The sequence below is a fragment of the Bacteroides timonensis genome (assembly GCF_000513195.1).
Taxonomy (GTDB): domain Bacteria; phylum Bacteroidota; class Bacteroidia; order Bacteroidales; family Bacteroidaceae; genus Bacteroides; species Bacteroides timonensis.
Map to the genome: position 1 here is coordinate 25,805 of NZ_CBVI010000008.1, position 21,097 is coordinate 46,901.

General features: G+C 44.5%; 10 protein-coding genes. 3 read left to right on the forward strand and 7 right to left on the reverse strand.

What is annotated here, in order from left to right; genetic code table 11:
* Positions 1–67 precede the first annotated feature (67 nt).
* The gene (locus tag BN161_RS02645; protein ID WP_044262833.1) at positions 68–1,321 is read left to right on the forward strand and encodes a hypothetical protein; all 1,254 of its coding nucleotides are present in this window, start codon (positions 68–70) and stop codon (positions 1,319–1,321) included.
* 33 nt (positions 1,322–1,354) lie between these two features.
* Complete coding sequence (locus tag BN161_RS02650; RefSeq protein ID WP_044262834.1) at positions 1,355–3,574, forward strand: suppressor of fused domain protein; 2,220 nt, start codon at positions 1,355–1,357, stop codon at positions 3,572–3,574.
* 93 nt (positions 3,575–3,667) lie between these two features.
* Here the strand turns inward: BN161_RS02650 and BN161_RS02655 are convergent, their stop codons facing one another.
* From BN161_RS02655 to BN161_RS02680, 6 genes are all read right to left on the reverse strand, one after another.
* Positions 3,668–5,236 carry a glycoside hydrolase gene (locus BN161_RS02655; RefSeq protein WP_044262836.1) on the reverse strand — a complete coding sequence of 523 codons (1,569 nt, stop codon included), beginning with the start codon at positions 5,234–5,236 and terminating at the stop codon, positions 3,668–3,670.
* Positions 5,237–5,258: 22 nt separating this feature from the next.
* Positions 5,259–7,694, reverse strand: a complete 2,436-nt coding sequence (locus BN161_RS02660; RefSeq protein WP_044262838.1) for a sugar-binding domain-containing protein — start codon at positions 7,692–7,694, stop codon at positions 5,259–5,261.
* Positions 7,695–7,703: 9 nt separating this feature from the next.
* The gene (locus BN161_RS02665; protein ID WP_044262840.1) at positions 7,704–9,311 is read right to left on the reverse strand and encodes a glycoside hydrolase; all 1,608 of its coding nucleotides are present in this window, start codon (positions 9,309–9,311) and stop codon (positions 7,704–7,706) included.
* A gap of 108 nt (positions 9,312–9,419) precedes the next feature.
* Complete coding sequence (locus tag BN161_RS02670; RefSeq protein WP_044262842.1) at positions 9,420–11,069, reverse strand: RagB/SusD family nutrient uptake outer membrane protein; 1,650 nt, start codon at positions 11,067–11,069, stop codon at positions 9,420–9,422.
* A gap of 13 nt (positions 11,070–11,082) precedes the next feature.
* The gene (locus BN161_RS02675) at positions 11,083–14,133 is read right to left on the reverse strand and encodes a SusC/RagA family TonB-linked outer membrane protein (protein WP_044262844.1); all 3,051 of its coding nucleotides are present in this window, start codon (positions 14,131–14,133) and stop codon (positions 11,083–11,085) included.
* 19 nt (positions 14,134–14,152) lie between these two features.
* Complete coding sequence (locus BN161_RS02680; RefSeq protein ID WP_044262846.1) at positions 14,153–15,664, reverse strand: hypothetical protein; 1,512 nt, start codon at positions 15,662–15,664, stop codon at positions 14,153–14,155.
* A gap of 201 nt (positions 15,665–15,865) precedes the next feature.
* Between BN161_RS02680 and BN161_RS02685 the strand changes: the two genes are divergently transcribed.
* Positions 15,866–19,909, forward strand: coding sequence for a hybrid sensor histidine kinase/response regulator transcription factor (locus BN161_RS02685; protein WP_044262847.1), 4,044 nt, complete (start codon positions 15,866–15,868; stop codon positions 19,907–19,909).
* Positions 19,910–20,200: 291 nt separating this feature from the next.
* Here the strand turns inward: BN161_RS02685 and BN161_RS02690 are convergent, their stop codons facing one another.
* On the reverse strand, positions 20,201–21,049 hold the full coding sequence (locus tag BN161_RS02690) for a helix-turn-helix domain-containing protein (RefSeq protein WP_044262849.1): 849 nt from the start codon (positions 21,047–21,049) through the stop codon (positions 20,201–20,203).
* Between the last annotated feature and the right edge of the window lie 48 nt (positions 21,050–21,097).

Below are 21,097 nucleotides of genomic sequence, written 5' to 3' on the forward strand. Positions count from 1 at the left end.
ATGGCAGTTTATAGAGTGAATAAACTGAGTTTTTATATCTTTGGACATCATTAAACCACAATGAATAATGGATGAAACATTAAGGAGACAAATTGATGCTTGGACAGAAACTGACGAGCATGGTAGAATTGTTGATATGTTAGGACAGATTTCACCTGAAGAAAGAGATTCTGAAGCTACAGGTTTGCTGGCACGTGCATATAACAACCTGGGTGAATATGAAAAAGCTTTGCCTTTCCGGAAGCGGGTGCAAGACTTTTGGAAGTGGTTTACCGATAACGAGGAGGAGCTCTCCCGGATTGTTGAGAACCGTGGGCAGCTTGACGGTGGTGATGCTGTTGAGTTTGTTACCGCCGGTACGAATTTGATAGATGAGGATGTGCATTTTAACCTAGGTGGAGACTATGAATTCACATTCTCCGTAGAGGGCAATACACATTTGTTCTATCTCTATCCCTATATTGTGTCGCAAATGCCTGTACAACTCAAGGATAAATGGCACTTTTTTCCTTTCAATCAGGGGACGGATGCAAGTTTCTCTTTCGGCATGTATGGGGCGAATGTAGATATGGCTCAGGTGCAGGTATCTGCTGCTTATCAGGAAGATATCAATGCTTTCAATATCCATTTCTATGAAGAACAGCTATGCTCTCTGGAAGAAGCACAAAGCTATAATGCTTATTATATCATGATGGAGATTATGCTGGGCGAGGGACTTTCTTACCAGTATATTGCCAGTGTGGAGCGTGCAGATGCTCCATTGGAGAATATGATAAAGCTTCCTGAACTCAGAGCCTACATTACAGATACATTAAAGGCTCATGGTAAGGATATATTTGATAATCCGCAGCAAGTCTATACCAGCTATCGTTTTGAGCCTCAGGAGAACGAGGAATTACGTTTTGACGTCATGGCAGGCAGCTCTTGCTTCCAGCCTTTGGTAGCCAATTATTATAATGGTTCCACAGAACTGTTCGACCGTTTGAATGGATTTGGTGCGCGGACTGTATTTATCGCTTTCCCCTATGAAAATAAGGAAGAAGGTGATGGGAAGAAAGTGCTGGATTTCCGTTATGAACTGGAAGACCGCCTGGCGGCGGAATTGCTTGAACCGGAAGGTTTGGGACTTTTATTAGGGGGAGCTATCGGTACCGGTACCTGCTACATTGACCTTCTTTTGTTTGATGAGTCGGCATTTATGGAAAAGATTGTTCCATTTCTGAAAGACTATCCCCAATATCACTTCTATCTTTCCGACTTCCGTCAGGGTAGTGATTTGTGCAGACTGTATGAAACGGAGGATGACGAGTCTGAGGAATAAAAATGAATCTATAACTATAAATATATCACAATCATGAGTATAGGTTTCAGATTAACAATGAAATGCAAAAGTATTTCTTCATTCCAGAAATTGTTGGATGTAGTTGCCGCCCGGCACGAGGCATCTGTCAGTCATACAGAAGATTATTCTGAATTATCAGTCTGCCGTTTAGGAAATATATTCTTCAATTATGAACAGGAAGAAGATGATATAGCTGTCATAGGTGATTGTCAGACTAACCTGTTGGGAGCAGGTTTTCATAAGGCTGCGATAGATATCGTTGACGAGTTGGTGAAACTGAGAGACTTCTCTACTGAGGTGGAGGACGATACGGAATATTATGAGCACAGGGACTTTGAGCGGATGCGTTCCGAACATTTCTATCGTTGGCTGAACGCCATCGTAGAACTCTGCCGTGAACGTATGAAGGAGAATTGCAGCATGTCTGCCATTTGTTGGGATTGTAATAAGTACATGCCCCGTGGGATAGAAGGAACGGTGGTATCTCCTTTCGGAAGAATATGTCCGGAGCACTTAGTCGAACGGATAAAAGATGAAGGTATCGAGAGGTTGGCAAGCGAATTTTTCATGTGGAATAATGAAGAGCGTGATGCATTATTCTATCGGAATACGGCTTTGAGTACCTTGTGGGAAGATTGCTATTTTATGCCTTCCGCGCGTAGTGAAGAAGATATGGAAATCAATTCGTTCATTATAGAAAACCTGGAGAAGGCTGCCGCAATGGATACATCTCTTGCTTTCCCGAAAGAAGACTATCTGTTGCTTTGTCGTTTGGCGGAAAAAGAGCCGGTAGATGTTTCTGCATTGCCGGATTTCATAAGTGAATTCCCGATTGGTTATCGTAAAGACAAGGTGACCTATACATTAGGAAATCTGAAGTTTGATATTCCGGGTAATTATCTTTACTTTGAAGAGGGCGATTCTCGCGGGTATTATGATGGAGAAAATGAGAATTGGCATGTAGTGCGGATGTCAGCATATTCTATGCCCGATGACGAAGCGGACTATCTGGAAGACGATGAGAATGTGCTGATTGAGGAGAAGTTTTTTGAAAACGGTAAGTGTAGGCTTTATGATCTGGGTGGAGAAGAAGACAGTGATGAATATGTGTGTCAGTGCCAGATTATCACTGAACATCAGTTCACCCTGTTTACTCTTTCGTGCGAGGGAAAGGATGAAGCAATGGGGTTTTCAGCCGACTTTATTGATCATCTGACTGCTACCAAAACGAACAAGCATGATAAGTTGCTTCAGCAAATAGAACAATGGAACGCGGACGATGAAGAACAGAAGATAATTGACGCTATTCTGGAAGTTCCTGAAGAGGAGAGAACTGCGGAATTGACGGGGCTTCTGGCGCGCTCATACAATAATCAGGGGAATTATAATGAAGCCATTGAACAGCTTCTTTCAGTAAAGGAAGAATGTAAGGAAGATGCGCTTTGGTTCTATCGGCTGGGTTATGCTTATTATTATCTGAATCAACTGGATAAGGCACAGAAAGCCTTTGAGCGTTCATTGGAATTGGACCCCAGCGATGAAGATGCGAAGGAATACATTGAAAATTGTAAGAATGGTGTTTTGCCTCATAATCCTGAGATGTACGAAGAGGAGGAATTGGATGCTCTTGAAGCGCATATTGACAAGTTCTTCGGTCATTCGGATCATGTGTTCCATGAGATCGCCTCACCGGATATCCATGTGGATATCTTTATTGTCGAACCGACGGCTGAAAGGAATTATTATACGCTGGTCACATCGGGCATGGGTGCCCATCGGATGAATGTACCCAAGGAACTGGCTGAGTATAAGCTGGAGCGTGCGGAGATAGTGGTATATTTACCTGCCGACTGGAATATTTCTGGCCATGAAGAAAAGAATTACTGGCCGCTACGTTGGCTGAAGATACTTGCCCGTCTGCCATTAGAAGAGGACTCCTGGTTAGGTTGGGGACATTCTGTACCCAACGGGAAACCGTTTGCAGAGAATACTCAGCTTTCCAGTGTATTATTGATCAATCCGGAGAATGTGGAAGAAGGAGCTGCTGTTTGCCAATTGCCTAATGGAGAAGAAGTGAATTTTTATCAGATGATTCCACTGTACGAAGAAGAAGTCAATTTCAAGATTCAGAATGGTGCGGAAACATTGTTAGGGAAGATGGGAGAAATAAGTGCAGTGGTAGATATTCATCGTTTGAATGTCTGCGAGGGATTTGGTCGGCCGGAAGAATAGAGATTTCACCACAGAGTAACACAGAGTTCAATAATTTCTAAATAAAGAATATAAAACTCCGTGAAACTCTGTGTTACTCTGTGGTGAAATCTCTTAATCCTGAGAAACAAAAGTGATAACGGAACGTGCAGGAATTACTGCTATCTGTTCGTTTTTCAGTTTCTTAATGGGTAGAAGATCTTCACCTGCTTCATCTGAGGTACGGTAGCCTTGCCATGACTTTACTTTGAGGCCATCCACTTTGAAAGTGAAATTTTTCTCCTGATCAGCGTAGTTGATAACTACCATTACCCATTGTCCGTTTGTATTCTGATAAGCAGAACACATGAGCCCTTGGGGATCAGTATCTCCTTCCGGGATTACCTGTCCGGATTTGTCTGTTGCCTTAATAGACATGCGTACAGCTCCCGGACGTATAAAGCGGCTGTAATTACCTAATATCCATAATAATTTGGAGTCTTCCACCTTACCGTCATGAAGATCGGGATCAGTATATTCGCGTAGCAATCCGTCTTTGTAGTCACCTCCTATGGCACGCCACCACTGCCAGCTACGTGCTCCTGCATAAACAATGTCGTGATGAATGATACGGGCTACATAAAGAGCTGTTTTCATTGTATGATCAAATCCACCGCCTCCGCCAATTTCTTCATCGTTCCCCATAATGCAGGTTTCCGTTTGCCAGAAGTCAACTTTGTATTTGTCCAGTGTATCACGTAACTGACGACGGTAATCTCTCAGACTTTCTAAAGGCGTATTGGTCCAATAGCTGTGTCCTGCAATGAGATGGGGGACATTCGGGGTATTTCCCAGATAAGTATCTACACTGTCGGGACAGAAGAAAGATTGTATTTCGTATCCACGTTCATGGTTTGTCATGTGTGTGGAGAACATACAACGATAGTCTGACGCTTCGCAGATAGTGATTTCCGTATCAATACCCTCTTTCACAAACTCTTTGCTGATGAGGCGTACGGCACGGGCAATTTCTTTCTTTGTTGCCGGGGTGCCTTCTTGTTTGGGACCTATCCAATTCCAGTGTCCGTCCGGTTCGTTGAAAGGGGAGAGGTAATCGAACTTAATGCCGTCTTTCTTTTCAACTCCTTTTATCACATTTGCCAGGAAGCGGGCGAAGTCTTCATAATGTTCCGCTTTCAGATTCAGTGTGCCGTCACGTCCGGTGTTGGTGGCAAGCCCGTTTTGAGTGAAATAAACGGGTGGAGAGTTTAGGAAAGCAAGGAACTTATTGACTCCACGTTCCTTTGCTAATCGGAGGAAATTACGCTGTCCCTGTTGTCTGTCCCAGTCATAACTTCCGTCCGGTTGCAGGAAACATTCGGTACGCATCCAGGGGGAGCCTATCTGACTGGCTTCTCCCTGTTCCGTGCTTCCTGCACCTACATTGAAGCGCCACAGGGAAAGCCCGATTCCTTTGGGCTTTCCGTTAGCGTCATTGTCAGTACTGAACAACCAGTCGGCTACTTGGTCCTGTTTCTCCTGAGGCCATTTGCCTATGATGTGCATGCTCCAGGCATCCGAAGCACTGAAATGATCCATGGTTTGTTGAGGCTGTTCGGGAATAATCTGATAGTTTATATCTGCTTGTGGTGAACACGAAGTAGTTATTGCGGCGAGGGCGAGTAATAATACTTTGTATTTCATATAAATATTTGTTTTTAGAGGATTATTTAGCATTCAAGACAATCTCTGTTCCTTGTAAAAGTGGTGAAGTAAACTTTACGCGAATCTGACCTTTCTCACCCGTGGTCTGTATGTAGGTAAGTAGACGTCCGTGGAAGGCACGATGGTGATTATCGGTGTAGTCACTCATGTCGCTGTTATCGGAACCTTCGAGCCCCAGTAAATGTGCCGGACCTTCGATGGTACAAGTAATGTCATTATCGCCTAATTTCACTACGACACCCTTTTCATCTATCACTTCTACAATGAGGTGCGCTGTAGTGCGGTTGCAAGATAGATTGGTACGATCGGCACTTACACGGAGAGCGTAGGGACGACCGGAGGTTTTGATGGAATAGCTAGACAATATATTTCCGTCTTTATCGCAGCCTTCGGCTTTCAGTTCACCCGCCCGATAGGGAATATCCCAGTAGATGATACCTGTCTTTTCATCATAGGGTTTCATCTCACCTAGCACTTTCCCATCAAGTAACAGACGTGCTTGTGGGGCATTGGTATAGCAGACTACACGTATTTCCTGACCGGGATCATAGTTCCATATATCCCATGCATCGGGTGACAGGAAGGTACGCCGGGAGTTTTTAAAACGATCCGGTATGGGATAAGTACCCACATAAGTAACCGGTTTTTCGCACCATAAAGAAGCACGGAAGTGTCCGCGGGGTTTGGGGAAACTACCAAAGTCGAGCAATCCAGTATATAGTCCGCGTGAGGGCCATGCACCCGATTCACCGAGATAGTCGGTACCCGTCCAGATGAATTGTCCGAAGATGAATTCTTTATCCTTTACGGCATACCAGGCTTCGAGACCGGAACCGTTTTCGCTACCATAAATGACACGGTTGGGATAGGTGGCATGATCTTCATCATAACGGTTTTCAGTATAGTTGTATCCTACTACATCGATGGCTTCGGGATATTCTGTTTGATTAGACATAACAACTCCTGCCAGTGCTCCTGTTACGGGGCGTGACGTATCGACAGCACGGACGCATGCAGCCAGTCGTTTGGCTATCTTTCCGATACGCATGGCATCAGGAGCATCCGGTTTGTAACCGCCAAACATGGGTTGATTGATGGTTGATCCGTCAAGAATGGGATGTGAGTAAGGATCATTCGGATAATCTACTTCATTACCAATACTCCACATGAAAATGGAAGGATGATTGCGGTCACGACGTACCATATCGGTTACATCCTGTTCAATCCATTCTTCGAAGAAATCGAAAGAACCGTCATAGGCGGGTTCCCCCTTATTCCAGCCTTTCACCCATTTACGTTTCGGGAATTCCCATTCATCGGATGCTTCATCCATGATGAGAAGTCCCAGGCGGTCGCATAGATCATATACGACGGGAGCCTGTGGATTGTGGCTCATGCGGATGGCATTTACACCTATTTCTTTCAGATTGTTTAAACGGCGCTCCCATACTTCCGGAGGTACTACAGCACCGAGTACACCGGCATCATGATGCAGGCATACACCCTTGACCTTCATCCAGTTGTCATTGAGCGCAAATCCTTTATTAGGGTCAAACTTCAGTGTACGGAGCCCTACCTTAGTCTCACATCCATCGATACGTTTTCCATTGCTGAGCAATTCCGTTTTTAGTGTATAAAGGTAGGGATCGTCCAGATTCCAACGGTGAGGGTTAGTTATTTTCAGTGTGAGATTTTCTTTAGTAATACCTTCTTTACCGCCAGAAACACGAGTGCGGCGTTGCGCTACTTGTTTACCGGCAGCATCGTATAATGTAGCTGAAAGTTCAAGTCTGTCATTGGTAGCCATATGCTTCTGTACCTCCATATCAACGGCTATGGTGGCCTGCCGGTCGGTCAGAGAAGTAGCATGCCAGCCTGTGCCCCATTGTGCCAGATGTATTTCAGGAGCGGCAATCAGCCATACGTCACGATATATGCCCGATCCTGTATACCAGCGGGAATCGGCATAGCGGCTATGGTCCACACGTACGCTCAACACATTGTCTCCCTCTTTCAGATAAGGGGTCATGTCGTAGAGAAATGAGATATAACCGTTAGGACGTTTACCCAGCAGATGTCCGTTCAGATAAACTTCACTACGATTGTATACTCCTTCGAAATAGATATAATGGCGTGGAGCGTTATCCGTGATCTTGAAATGTTTGCGATACCAGCCGATTCCGCCAGGTAAATAGCCGGTACAGCTTGCTAAAGAAGGTGAAAGTTGTCCTTCAATAGACCAATCATGCGGCAATCTGAGTTTGCGCCATTCGCTGTCATTGAAAGCGGGATTTACAATGGTTGAGTCATCGGTCAGCCGGAAGAGCCAGTCTTCATTGAATTTGGTGGCATTACCAAATGAAACCTGCGCCTGTGCCGGGAGGCCGGTGAGCAGGGCTGTCATGAGTACGGCCAGCGTGAATATAGCGTTTTTCATTTTGGGTGATTATTTTAGATTATACACTACTGTGGTTACACTTTCCGCTTCCAAAAGTACAGATTCTCCGGCAGATACGGTGGCTTCTGTCAGTTTTTTGCTATTGGTAGTGGTATAGGTCCGGATTGATGTAGCTTCGTTGCTCCATCCTTCATGAGTTTCGCTCAGGCGGACATTCCTGCTGGACATGTTGGTGAAAACAGCTACTATTCTATCTCCTTGCGGGGATAGCCATGCTGATCCAAAGAAGTTGAGCGATTCGGTCAGCTGCATGTTGATACGTTGGTATCCGGGGCGGATGAACAGACTGTAATTACCTAATACCCAAAGGGTGGAAGTGGGTTGGAAGGTACCTTCTTTTTCTATGTTGTCATTGTTGTCGTTGATTCCTCCACCGGGTACGAGGGATATCAGAAGAAAACGGTTTTTATGTCCCCAACGGGCTACGTCCATGGAAGTCCAGTAGCTCCATGAAGATACTCCTGCTACGGTAAGGTCATTGTGTATCACTCTCGACATATAAAATGCGATATCCATTTCTGTAGCATTGTCATATCCTACAAATTCTGTGTTGCTGTAGTTGTCTCCCAGCATACTCCATTCACTTTGCCATACATCTACACCATATTGCGTTGCTGCTTGTGCCACCTGCTTACGTACGCTGCGCATACCGTCCCAAGTACCATCGGTCCAGTAACTATGACCGCAAATTAGTTTCTTTACATGATTTAAGTCACCTACATAAGCTGATGAGCCGGGGGTGAAAAAGGCAGACATAATGTTACTGCGATTGGCATCGTCTTTGGTCTTATATAAGTATTCCCAGTCGCCCGATTCACCGAGCAGGATATTGGTAGACATATTACGTTCGGTTAAGGCATCATCCAGTTCGCGGGCCAATCTGGCAACTTCGTCATTGCTCCAGCCGCTTCCTTCTTGTCCGCCATCCCAGTTGTATTGCGGTTCGTTGACCGGTGAGATGTGCGTCACAGGATACCCTTTATCTATGTAGTATTGGGCTACATCACCCATGTAAGCGGCAAAGTCATCGTAGCAATCGTTTTTCAGGTTTGATACCCCTCCTTGGTTGGAGAAACCTTTGCCGTTCTGTGTATATTGTACGGGTGGTGTATTGCTGAAAAGGACGATACTTTCGCAACCGAACTCTTTAGCACGGTTCAGGAAATAGCGTTGTCCTTCGCAACGATTCCAATCAAGGGTCAAATCGTTTGTCAGGTATGACTCTGCGCGACGGGATTTATCGGTAATGCCGCTTGCATCGCCTTGTTCAGCAGTTCCACCACCCAGGTTTACACGCCACATGGAGAGACCGATACCTTTGGGGCTGCCTGCCTGGATTTCGGAAGAGAAGAGCAATTCGGTGATTTTGTCACGGCTGTTGGTCCAGTATTTACCTACATAGGAAGGATTCCAGCAGTCTGATGCACCGAATCCTGTGATAGTCTGATAGGTTTTTCCGGCATTAATGGTGACCAGTTTCTCTACACTATTCGGTACATCCGGTTGATCGGGGGTATCGGGTGTAGAAGGAGAATCGTCACTGCAAGCCATAAAGGAAAGCAGGGACAGCAGAGTAAAATAATATTTTAGTTTCATAAATATTCGATGGTTTAAAAAAAGACTGTCGCGGATAATCTGTTATGAAACTATCCGCGACAGAGTATAAAGACCTATTGAAGAATTCTATTTAGCCATTCACCGGGGTTAATTCCAGCCCGGATTCTGAACGATAGAACCATTAGACATTGTGATTTCATACAAAGGAATGGGGAATACCATGTCGCGGTTTTCATTGAAGGAGGTACCCTTGTTACTGGCTTCTCCTTGATTATCCCATTCGAGGGCATCACGAGTCGCCTCATCGGTATTCCATTTAACGAATGTTCCGTTAGGCCCCATCAAATTACAAATAACTTTCTTTCCATTGCTGTCAGTCCAACGGCGGATGTCATACAGACGATTTTGTTCAAAAGCCAATTCAAGACGCCGCTCCAGACGAATGGCCTTTTGCAATTCTGTTCCGCTAGCAGTTACATCAGCCAGTTTTGCACGTTTGCGCACTTGATTGAGGGCATCACGTGCAGATTCATCATCATTCAATTCATTGCAAGCCTCAGCATACATCAAAAGGACATCGGCATAGCGCAAAATACGATGGTTCAAAGGACTCTTGTCCGTATTGTAGATTTCCGGACGGTCTTTCAACGGCAGGAAATATTTGCGGATGAGACGAGCAGATTTGTGCTGCGCAGGATCAACGATATAACAATCAGGATCCCAACCATACTTATCAACGTATTCCTGATATTTGTTCAGGTCTTTGCTTGTTTCTACAAACTTCGTGAACTGGTCTTCTCCAGCAATTTCTGTGCAACCGGATTTAATGATAGTCCACTTCAAACGTTCCGTATCACCGGCATCCATATAAGCTTGTTCCAGATTGGCAGTAGGCTGACACCAGCTCCAACCGTCGCCCGGGCCGTTACGGGCACCGGTGATGGTAGCAAGCGAACCACCTAAGCCTAATGTTGCATGATATTCGTATTGAATTTCAAAAAGGCTCTCTTCACTGTTGTCATAAGCCAAACTCCATACATTACCAAAGTCAGGGAGCAATTTATATTCCCCTTCGTCAATCACAGTCTTCAATGCTTCGCGGGCATCCTGCCACTTCTCCTGATAGAGATAAACCTTACCCAGTAATCCCAAAGCAGTGCCACGGGTGGCATGTCCCACTTCGGCTGCACTACGCTGTGGCAGTACTCCGGCAGCAGCCACCAAGTCGTCTTCAATAAATTTATAGACAGCTTCTTCTGTTGCACGTTCGGTTCCTGCAGCTTCTTCCGGCATCTGGAAACTGGTCATCAAAGGTACCCCTCCAAAATTTCTCACCAGTTCGAAGTAATAGTAAGCACGCAGAAAACGAGCTTCTGCTACCAAACGATCCCGGGATTCAGTATCCGGAGTTTCAAGAGCCGAAATACGGTCTATGGCAATGTTGCATCGCAAGATACCTTTGTAACGGTATTGCCAGAAGTTGGAAATAGGACCGTTGCTGGCACCGTTTCCCTGATAGTGGGCTAATGAAATATAGTCACTCTGGCTTTGTGTCGTATTGCCCATCCAGGCATCGTCACTGCACATTTCAGAAAGCAGCCACACTGTATTGATTTGCCACCATCCTCCATAAGTAAGAGCCTGATAACAGCTCGTAACGGCGGATTCACATTCTTCTATGGACTTGTAATAAGTGTCCACGTTCAACTGCCCGCGTACGTCTTCGGTCAGGAAGTCCTCACAAGAGGTAAACATCAGCGAAGCAATCAAAACTACTATTGTAAATATTCGTTTCATGGATAATCAAGAATTAAAATTTAAAGTCAATGCCGAACAAGAATGTTCTCGGATTAGGATAAGCCACGTTGTCGATACCGGTATTGATGGCGCTGCCAGAACTGTCGGTAGTACCGTCAACCATTGGACGCTCAGGGTCCATGCCGGAATAGCCAGTAATGGTAAACGGGTTCTGTGCGGAGAAAGAGAGGCGCAGATCAGCACCGCCCACCCATTTTTTAGGAAGTGTATAACCTATTTGCAACAGTTTGCAGCGCATGTAAGAACCGTCTTCCACGTAGAAACTGGATACACGATTATAGTTCAGGTTCAAATCGTTGCTCGACAAGCGGGGAATATCATTACTGGTGCCTTCGCCATGCCATGCTTTTTCCAATGTACCTGCCCAGACATTCTGTCCACCGGCACCGGAATATCTGCCTTTGGTAATATTGTAAATATCATTACCGAACGTACCATAGAAATTGGCGGAAAAATCAATACTCTTATAACGCATGCCGATATTCAGACCCATCATCAAGTCGGGATAAGGATTACCGATATAAGCTTTGTCGTTGGCATCGAGCACACCGTTGTGATCCAAATCCTTGAAACGGATGTCACCCGGCTTCGCATTAGGCTGAATCTTTGTTCCGTGTTCATCGGTATGTGCATATACTTCTTCCATGTTCTGGAACAAGCCATCGGCTACATAACCATAGAAACGGGAGATAAGGCCACCGTCTTCGTTACGGATAATCTGGTCACTGTTGAATCCACCCACATTCATAGGACCGTCGCCTGAGAACTTGATAGCTTTATTGCGCACGGCAGAAAGATTCAGACCAAGATCATAAGAGAAGTCCTTGCCGATTTCATCACGCCAGGTAAGTCCCAGTTCCCAGCCACGGGCTTGCATACTACCAATATTCATCCAGATCTGACTGTTCCAGTTATCATAGCCCAAAGCCAGGATATTCTGTTTCTGATAGAGCATATCCATAGATTTCTTTTGGAAATATTCGAATGTAACGCCCAGGCGTGAATTAAGGAAAGACATATCTAAACCTACGTTCCAGTCTTCCACAGTTTCCCATTTTAGCTGATTGTTGCCTACTGTAGACACGTAATAACCGTTCGTCAGCGTATTGCCAAAATAATATTGAGTTTCGTTCAACAGGGTTAGGGTAGCATTGTTGCCGATGTTCTGGTTACCTACACGTCCCCAGCCACCACGTATTTTCAAATCATTGAAGATTTCCTGATTCTGCATGAATCCTTCGCTGATGACACGCCAGGAAGCAGATACAGAAGGGAAAAGGGCGTACTTGTTGCCTTTCGGGAAGCGGGAAGAGCCATCGGCACGAAGAGAGGCAGAAATGTAGTAACGATTATCATAGTTATACATGACGCGTCCCAGGAAAGAGACCAGCGTATTGTAAGTAGTCTCACCGTTGGCCTCGTCCGTACCCTGCTGTCCGGCATTTACTTCCTGCATCTGGTCTAGATTGTTGGGAACATTGTCACGTCGGGCTTGCGTGTTGTACCATGCGAAACGTTCAGCGGTAAAACCGGCCATAACGTTCAGGTTGTGTTTCTCGGCAAACGTATCCATATAAGTGGCTGTATTCGTCCAGTTCCAGTCAAACCATTCCTGATTACGACGGGTAATTTCGCTCAATGTTTGTTGTTCCAGCGGGTCCATGCTAAATTCAGGAATGAACGTGTCGGAACGACGATAGTGCGCATTGGCACCAAACTGGGTACGCAAGGTCAGCTTTTCTATCGGATTCACCTGCAGGTAAGTATTCAAGATAGCCCCCATTTCCCGAGAGTGCGCGTTTTGACGGGCTACCGTACCTGCCGGATTCCATTCCTGATTATTATAGGAACGTTGGTAGTTGTTGAACTCATTGTCTTCCCATTGATCCTGAGGACGGAACACCGGAGTTGTAGGGTCCATAGCCATTGCTGCCGAAAAGACATTCGGAGTATCATCCCAGGATTCTACACGCGGAGCAATATCAACGCCCAATTTCACATACTTATTGAATGTGTATTCGGTATTCAGACGGATATTGATTTTATCCCAGTAACCTACATCGAATTGTGAGTTGTTACGGTAGTAACCTACACTGAAATTGTAGACAAGCTGTTCTGATCCACCGGAAACACTGAGTGAATGATTCTGTACCAGAGCAGTTTTATTCACCACCGTGTCCCACCAGTCGGTCCCGTCAGGGTTGGTTGTAGCACCATTATCTTTCCAGATGGAACCCAGGCCATCGTTCGTATAACGGGTATTAAACACTTCCTTGTATTCGGCAGGACCGGCAATATTCGGTTTAGCCACAGTCTGGAAGCCTACAGAGGTAGTGTAATTGATGCGGGCCTTGCCTGTTTTACCTTTCTTGGTGCTAATCAAGATGACGCCGTTTGATGCGCGCGTACCGTAGATAGCTGCGGCCGAAGCATCTTTCAACACTTCCATAGAAGCAATGTCATTACTGTTCAAGAAGTTGATATTATCACCTACCGGCATGCCATCCACTACATACAGCGGGTTAGTGTTGTTCATCGTGGTTACACCACGGATGAGCACTTTCGGAGTAGCACCTGGGCCACCACCGCTGGTGACTTGTACACCATTGACCTTACCTTGCAAGGCGTCCATAGCGTTACCCGTCACGGTCTCAGTGATTTCTGTGCCTTTCACTGTAGCAATGGAACTGGTCAAGTCGCTCTTCTTTACGGCACCATAACCGATAACTACCACTTCATCCAACAGTTCGGTAGCTTCTTTCAGTACTACATTGATTGTAGTTTGGCTTCCTACTGCAATTTCTTGAGATTCAAAACCGATGGAAGAGAATACCAATACGGCATTCTTTTCCACATTGGACAATGTATAATCACCGTTAATGCCGGTAATCGTACCCGTACCGATACCCTTCACTTGAACTGTTGCTCCGATCAGGGGTTCCTTGTCGGTAGCGGAAGTCACTATACCTTTTATTGTTATCTGTTGTGCATAACTGCATATTGACAGTAACAAAAGACATGCTATTAATAGTTGCTTTCTCATTTGTCAGACTATTATCAGGTTAATTTACTCTTACTAATTTCGCTCTACCCAAGTGAGAATCGAACCAGAACTGGTAGGAACCGGTAGTCGTAACTCTGGGTTTAGACCAAACATCCTGCGTTGTTGTAGGCCCGGTGTAAGCCGCATTCTTAAATGTGCTTCCGTTGTAGTAACCGAAGATTTCGGGATTGTCCTCTGTATCGCTGCACCAGCGTACAAAGTTCCACCATTGGTCTGTGTGATAGTTATGGATGATGAAGTTCATGGATTCCCCTCCTGTCAGCGACATCGGGTCATAATAGAAGAGGTGCGGGTTGGTGGCATCTTGCTTTAAGGAAACAACTTCAGTCGGATTAGTTGATGTCATGCCAAAGGTAAAGTCCATCATTGTAGAACCGCCGTCATTCCATTTATCCATAGTCGGAAGCCCGTATGTCATGCTTGCAGGCCAGGGATCTATGGCGTCTTCAACCGAATAGAAGTCTATTTCGTATGTCTTCTGTAAGATGTCGAAGTTGATTTTGTAGTACACATTTGCATGGGTCAGTACAATAGGTTTGGCTATTGACGGATCGTCAGTAAGCATGTCTTCATTTTCGGGGTCGAGACCATAACAAACAGGAGAGAAGCTCGTCTTCTGCGGCAGGAAGAAGATTTCCGTATTGGCGTTCCGACAGTAATAGAGAGCCTGGTATTGGTATTCGCCCACATGATCGATTCGCATCGGCACGCCGAATACGTCGCTGTTCAGTTCCGCTTCGGTTGCTACGTCGGCAAGATACATCTTTTCAAAGTCCTGAACGTCGGTTACGGATACGGTACACTCAATGGTTGAGCTTTTGCCCGTCTTGTCGTAAACACTGATAGTCATGGGATAGTCTTTCTTTTCGGCAGGCATTGTGATGTCGAATGCGTGTTCGAAGGCTTTGCCGCCATCGGCATCCACTCTAAGATTTGTGTATTCTTCGATACCTTCAATATTAAGAATAAGATAATCCAATGCGCGGTCGTCGGTTACTGAAATATTCATGTTGAATTTGGGAATTTCACCTTCTCTCAGTAAGGCAGTGACCATACTTCCATTTGTAGGAGCAATGACGAAAATGGGATTCTCGAAGTCTCCGTCCAGCGTCACGCGTACGTCTTGTGAAACGCTACGTCCGCCTACGTCTGTCACCGTTACTTTCACTGTGAATTGTTCACCGATTTCGTTAGGTTGGATTTCGAAGTTGTAACTCAGTTCGTAAGTCTCCAGCGGCTTGTCGTAAATCTCGATTAAATCGATTGTTTTGTTGAGGTACAGGTCGGCACACTGTAGCTGAATGGTTGAAATGCCATCAACATCGGTGATGGTTCCTTCAAGCGTGAACGTGCGACCTGCTGCAGTCTGAATGTGGTCGGTAGTCAATGCTATCGAAGGATCCTGTCCGTCCACATCAGGATAGCCATCGTCGTCGCTACATCCTGTAGTCCATAAAGTCAGTGATAAGAATGCCCAGAGTAGGGCGGCATTGAATAAATGCTTCTTCATACATATTACTTTTAAAGTTAAACAATTAGATACATTCTTTACTAAAATATCACTTTTAGATGATGCAAATGTAAGCTATCTTAGGTTTCTTGAACTGCATAAATCTTGCAGTGAGGGGATGTAAATCTTGCAATGAACGATTTGTGTATCTGAAATAAAGAATTTATTTATACTTTTGGGTTGCAATAGAAAATTGATGTCATGAAAAGCAGATTATTACTTTACTTACTGTTGTTACCTGCCCTTCTGACGGCACAACCTTATGCTGTCAGGCAATTGGGAATTGAGAAGGGATTATCCAATAACTATGTGGTTAGTATAGCCCAGGACAAAGAGGGCTTTCTATGGTTTGCGACTGAAGAGGGCTTGAATAAGTTCGATGGAACGCGCTTCATTACTTACTATAAGAATGAAACAAAGAACGGCTATGGCATTACGGGGAATGAACTGAACTGCCTGCTGGATGATCCGAAGGATTCCATCTTATGGATTGGCACACAGAGGGCGGGGCTGAATGCTTATAATTATGTAAAGGATACCTTTACGTTCTACCGGCATAATGAGGCTGTATCTGAAAGCATCATTACGGATGACGTAACCAATGTTATTGCCGCTGCTGATGGAAATCTATGGGTGACAACTTATTGGAAAGGAATTGAATATTTCGATAAAGAAACGGGGCACTTTTCTCATTATAATACGGCAAATATACCGGGGCTTATCAGTGATAACATCTGGACTGTTGCTGATGGGGGGAATGGTAAGTTGTATGTAGGCCATGTCCATCATGGTTTTAGTATTCTTTCTATTAAAGATAAAAGAGCGAAGAACTTCATGCATGATCCGGATGATCCGCACAGCTTGCCGGGTAATGAAGTGAGATGCGTATATAAGGATCTGAATAATAATATCTGGGTAGGGACAAACAAAGGTCTGGCATTGTTTAATCCCGAATCAGAGAATTTCATCCAGTTTAATTCAGACGGGAATCTTTCGCATTATATCTACGACATTAAGCAGCTTGACGGGAATAAGTTGTGGATAGCCATGGAGTTTGGTGGAATAGCTATAATGGACTTGTCGCAACGTTTGTTCCTGTTGCCCGAGCAGACCCAATTTCATTATATCAGGGAAGGAGATGACGGATACAGTCTGTCTAACTCAAGTGCGAGGTGTATTTTTCAGGATTCATTTAAGAATATATGGACCGGTGTATGGGGTGGCGGCATAAATTTCCTCAGCTATGAACCACCATTATTTAGCGGTTATTATTATTCTCCCAATCAGAACTCCATGAGCCGTTTGAATAATAAAACAGCAAGTAGCATTTGTGTGGATAGTCAGGGTAAATTGTGGATCGGGACAGATGGAGGCGGAATCAATGTCTTTGATAAAGGCAAGCGGGTAGCTGTTTATCTGGAAGATACAGAAGATATGGGAGGGAATTCCGTATTGGCTTCATTGCGCGACTCGGAAGATAATCTGTGGTTCGGCTTATTTATGGGTGGTGTGAATTATTACGATGCAAAAAGAAAGATGTTTTATCGGAATTTCCTCAAAGAAATAGAACATGAGGATATCCGTTCGTTCTATGAAGACGATCAGCGTATTTTGTGGATTGGTACCAGCCGTGGTATTTACAAGGTCAATCTGGCTGATAAAAAGATTATAGGGCATTATGAATTTGAGAATAATCTGGTTCGTTGTGTCCTGAAAGATTCCCGGGGACATTTGTGGGTAGGTTCTTTTGGCAGCGGACTGGGAGTAGGGGATAGTGAGTTACAGGATATCAAGCTTTTTAATATTGAGAATCTGTTTCCTTCCAATACTATCAATGCTATTTATGAAGACAGCAGGAAGAATATATGGGTCGGAACAGGAGAAGGACTGGTATGTTTTTCTTCATTGCCCGATTGGGAATATAAGGTTTATCGCCGTGAAGAAGGTTTGACCAATACTCACATACTTGCTATAACGGAAGATGCTAATCATAATATTTGGGTAAGTACAAATAGGGGAATCAGTTGTTTAGTGCAGGATAAAGGTATTTTCTATAATTATGACCACTGGGATAATGTGCCGATGGGAAACTTTATGAGTGGTAGTGTAGCGCAGGATCAGAATGGGGAGATTTATTTCGGCTCTATTAACGGATTGTGCCATTTTAATCCGGATTTTGTTCTGGCAAAACGTGAAGCTCCTGCGGCTGTCATTACAGAGATGAAAATATTTGCTCCTTTAGGCAATGCAGGAAGCAATGAAGAAGTGGTAGCCATTGATGGGCAGTCGAAAGTAAGGCTGGGTTACATGCAGAACAGCTTCAATATCACTTTTAATATACGGAACTATGCGTTAGTCAATCAGGTGGAGTATGCTTATATGCTGAAAGGACTTGAAGATGCATGGTATACGGTGACTGATCCCAATAGTGTTACTTTCCGTAATATACCTCCCGGTGATTACCATTTTCTGGTAAAAACCCGTGTTAAGAATCAGGAATGGTCCGATGAGGTTACAACGCTGGATATTCATATTGTTCCTCCCTTGTGGCTGACTTGGTGGGCAAAATGCAGCTATATATTGTTGAGTGCTACTATTCTGTTCCTCATTCTTTATGCTTACAAAAAAAAGCTCGACATGGAAGTTCTCTACGATTTGGAAAAGAAGAACCACGTGCAGGAACAAGAATTGAATCAGGAGCGTCTGCGTTTTTATACTAACATCACGCACGAGCTTCGTACACCGCTGACTCTGATATTGGGACCATTGGAAGATATGCAGAAGAGCAATTCTCTTTCTTCCAAAGATGCACAGAAAATATCGGTAATCCATCAGAGTGCTATCCGGCTACTAAATCTGATTAATCAAATACTGGAATTCAGAAAGACGGAAACGCAGAATAAGAAACTTTGCGTGGCTCATGACAATATAGCCAATCTGGTGTACGAAATAGGACTTAAGTATAAAGAACTGAACCGTAAGCCGGACATTGAATTCCATATTGAGCTGGAAAAAGACGATATGCCTCTGTATTTTGATAAAGAAGTGGTGACTATTGTTCTGGATAATCTGATTTCCAACGCCATTAAGTATACTGAAAAAGGCTTTATCAGCTTGGGGCTACATAATGTGGTACGGGATAATATCAATTATACTGAAATAAAAGTAAGTGATACGGGTTTTGGCATTACTCCCGAGGCGTTACCCAATATTTTTAACCGTTATTATCAGGAAGGAAGCGACCATCAGGCTTCGGGTACAGGTATCGGGCTGGCATTAGTGAAAAATCTGGTGACATTGCATGAGGGGGAGATACGGGTGGAAAGTGTCTTGGGAGCAGGTAGTACTTTCTATGTTTATTTATTGACGGACAATACCTACCCTCATGTATTGCATGCCGACTCACCGGAGAGGACGTCAGTAGATGGAAAGGAAGAAAGAGAAGAAGTTCCGGAGTCAACCTCCAACGGAAAGCGAATATTGCTGATAGTGGAAGATAATCAAGACATCTGTAATTATATTGCTGAATCTTTCTCCGATGATTTTGAAGTGAAAACAGCTGCAAATGGGCAGCAAGGCATGGAGCAGGCATTGAGTTGTATTCCCGATATCGTCGTAAGTGATATTATGATGCCCATAATGAACGGGATTATGATGTGTAAGATGCTGAAAGAAGATGTACGTACCAGTCATATCCCCATTATCCTGCTGACTGCTAAAGACTCTCTGCAGGATAAGGAAGAAGGTTATCAGGTAGGGGCTGATTCTTATCTGACAAAACCTTTCAGTGCTACCCTTCTGCATAGTCGCATCAACAACTTGCTTGAGTCTCGCAAACGATTGGCGGAGCGTCTTAATACCAATACTCCGCATCACAATATGGATGAGAAACGCGCTTTACTGGCAGACTCCCTGAACAAATTGGATAATGAGTTCCTTGAAAAGATAAACCGGTTGATAGAGGACCGTTTGTCATCCGAAAAGATAGATATAGGTTATCTGGCTGATAACATGTGCATGAGTAAATCTACGTTGTATCGTAAGATGAAGGCATTGACGGGGTTGTCTACCAATGAGTATGTTCGTAAGATAAAGATGCAGTATGCCGAACGTTTGTTGCTGGAAGGTCGGTATAATGTTTCCGAAATTGCTTTCAGAGTAGGTATAAATAGTGTGGTTTACTTCCGGCAATGCTTTAAAGAGGAGTTCGGAGTGTTGCCTTCGGATTATCTGAAACAGCCGTAAAGGGGTGCAGGGAAGTACATATAAAAAAACCGTAAAACTTTTGCCGACTTCTTGCCACCGCATTGGCACAGTCGTGCCATAGGCGTGGCAATGTTGTGCCACTACGATGGCAAAGTAGTGCCACAGGCATGGCAAAAACATGGGTATATAGATGAGAGATCACTTGAAGCATGATCATAGGGAGAAAATATATTATCCTATGGTAGTTATCATGTTAAGTGTGCATATTCAAGTGGTATGATAGCCTTTGGATATGACTTCTATAAGGCTTGACGCAAGCCCGATATAATTTCACTTGTTCTGTTCACGATAGTGCCGGGGAGTCTGCCCGCAGATGTCAAGAAAGGTACTGTTGAAACGACTGATTGAATTGAATCCGCAATCAAAGGCTATCTGCGTTATGCTCATGTCTGTCAGAATAAGTTTGCGTTTGACCTGGCCTATCCGCTCTTCTGCCACGTAACGACTTAACGTACAGCCAAAGGCCTTCTTGAAAATGGCATTGGCGTAATCGGGGTGAAGTCCCACGGTCCGGCCAATATCGGAAATCTTTATTGGACGGTTATAGTTGTGGGCAATATAGCTCACAATCCTTTCCAAAATCGACGCGTCGGCAGGATTAAGCATGGCAATGGACTTGGCTTCGGATACAGACATGTTTTTTGTCAATCGCAATATTCGGGCCTGAATCTCAAGGCTTGCCGCTTCCTGGTTTTTCTTGCTGGCCATATCGGAAACCCACCTTTCAAACATTGGCTTGTCGAGTCCGCACTCAGACTCGACGGCTTCAACCACAATTTCCCCTTTGAGAATTCTATCAACAAGGACCGAAGGTAATCTCCAGCTTAAAAAGAGGTTGAACGGTATGGTGACCACAAAATAGGGTGCGTCAGCCTCACTTTTGATGATCTTGTGGGGTATAAGCCCCCAAAACAGAGCCATTTTGCAAGGCGGAACCGTAACTTTTCCTGTAGGGAAAAAATAGGTAATGCTTCCTTCGGGAATGTAGTTGAGCTCAATCTCGTTATGGCGGTCGATTTTCGGCATAAGCTGCGGGCGCCAGGTTTCACACGTCAGACCGTAGGGCTTCAACTCACCACGCTTTTCATCGAAAGTCTTCAATATCTCGGAATCCGGCATGTTTTTATGAATTTGTGGGTGGTTTAAATTGAATTTCGAGCGTAAATT